Origin of the sequence: Pseudomonas sp. NPDC087639 (assembly GCF_044743385.1) — a bacterium.
Lineage (GTDB): Bacteria > Pseudomonadota > Gammaproteobacteria > Pseudomonadales > Pseudomonadaceae > Aquipseudomonas.
Genome location: NZ_JBIUWI010000173.1, coordinates 1 through 1,975 on the forward strand (window position 1 = coordinate 1; position 1,975 = coordinate 1,975).

The following is a 1,975-nucleotide window of genomic DNA, read 5'->3' on the forward strand; positions in this document are numbered from 1 at the left end:
ACTCTAGTTGGGGGCGCTTAACCGAAGAAGCGTTGGCCATTTTTGGCCATTTCGCGCAGCTTCGCGGTCGGGTGGTACAGCGCGCCCAAATCAGCGTACTGGTCAGCCAGGGCAACGAACTCGGCAACACCGATCGAATCGATGTAGCGCAGCGCACCGCCACGGAATGGAGGGAAACCGATGCCGTAGACCAGACCCATGTCGGCTTCAGCGGCAGTTTCAACGATACCGTCTTCCAGGCAACGCACGGTTTCCAGGCACAGCGGGATCATCATCCAGTTGATGATGTCTTCGTCTGTGACTTCGCGCTGCTCGTAAACGATCGGCTTGAGCACTTCCAGTACCGACGGATCGGCGACTTTCTTCTGCTTGCCTTTCTTGTCGGCCTCGTAGGCGTAGAAGCCCTTGCCGTTCTTCTGACCCAGGCGCTTGGCTTCGTACAGCACGTCGATGGCCGAGCGACGGTCATCCTTCATGCGGTCCGGGAAACCTTCAGCCATCACGTCACGACCGTGGTGACCGGTGTCGATGCCGACCACGTCCATCAGGTACGCCGGGCCCATTGGCCAGCCGAATTTTTCCATGACTTTGTCAATGCGGACGAAGTCCACACCGGCGCTGACCAGCTTGGCGAAACCGCCGAAGTACGGGAACAGCACGCGGTTGACCAGGAAGCCCGGGCAGTCGTTGACGACGATCGGGTTCTTGCCCATTTTCTTGGCGTAGGCAACGGTGGTGGCAACTGCCAGCTCGCTGGACTTCGCGCCACGGATCACTTCCACCAGCGGCATCATGTGCACCGGGGTGAAGAAGTGCATGCCGACGAAGTTTTCCGGACGCTTGAGGGCCTTGGCCAACAGGCTGATGGAAATGGTCGATGTGTTGGACGCGAGGATGGTGTCCTCTTTGACCTTGTCTTCGACTTCAGCCAGCACGGCTTGCTTGACCTTCGGGTTCTCGACCACAGCTTCGACCACCAGGTCGACGTGACCGAAATCGCCGTAGGATAGGGTCGGACGAATGCCGTTGAGCACTTCAGCCATTTTCGCTGCGGTCATGCGACCTTTATCAACGCGGCCAACCAGCAGTTTGGCGGCTTCGGCCAGACCCTGCTCGATACCGTGCTCGTTGATGTCCTTCATCAGGATCGGCGTGCCTTTGGAGGCCGACTGATAAGCGATACCGCCACCCATGATACCGGCGCCGAGTACGGCTGCCTGCTTCACGTCCTTGGCGATTTCATCGTAGGCCTTGGCCTTTTTCTTCAGCTCCTGATCGTTCAGGAACAGACCGATCAAGCTCTGCGCGGCAGAGGTCTTGGCCAGTTTGACGAAACCTGCAGCTTCAACTTCCAGCGCCTTGTCACGACCGAAGTTCGCGGCTTTCTGGATGGTTTTGATTGCTTCAACCGGCGCCGGATAGTTCGGGCCAGCCTGACCGGCCACGAAACCTTTGGCTGTTTCGAAAGCCATCATTTGTTCAATGGCGTTCAGCTTGAGCTTTTCCAGCTTCGGCTGACGCTTGGCCTTGTAGTCGAACTCGCCGGAGATGGCGCGCTTGATCAGTTCAAGGGCAGCTTCCTGCAGCTTCTCTGGAGCAACCACGGCGTCGACTGCGCTGACTTTCAGGGCGTCTTCAGGGCGGTTTTCCTTACCGGCGGCAATCCACTCGATAGCGTTGTCGACACCGATCAGACGCGGCAGACGCACAGTACCGCCGAAGCCTGGGTAGATACCCAGTTTGACTTCCGGCAGACCGATCTTGGCCTTGGTGGACATGACGCGGTAGTCAGCCGCCAGGCACATTTCCAGACCGCCACCCAGTGCGATACCGTTGATCGCGGCCACGGTCGGAACGTTGAGGTCTTCGAAATCGCTGAAGATCTTGTTGGCTTCGAGATTGCCAGCAACCAGCTCGGCATCCGGCAGCTTGACGTGGTCGACCATGTCGGGGATGTCGGCGCCGCCGATGAACA

1 protein-coding gene is annotated in these 1,975 nt (G+C 58.6%); it reads right to left on the bottom strand.

Annotation, left to right across the window (positions count from 1 at the left end):
* Nucleotides 1–17 precede the first annotated feature (17 nt).
* A partial coding sequence (gene fadB, locus ACIOVB_RS27635) for a fatty acid oxidation complex subunit alpha FadB (RefSeq protein WP_401272290.1) occupies nucleotides 18–1,975 on the bottom strand: 1,958 nt, incomplete at its 5' end.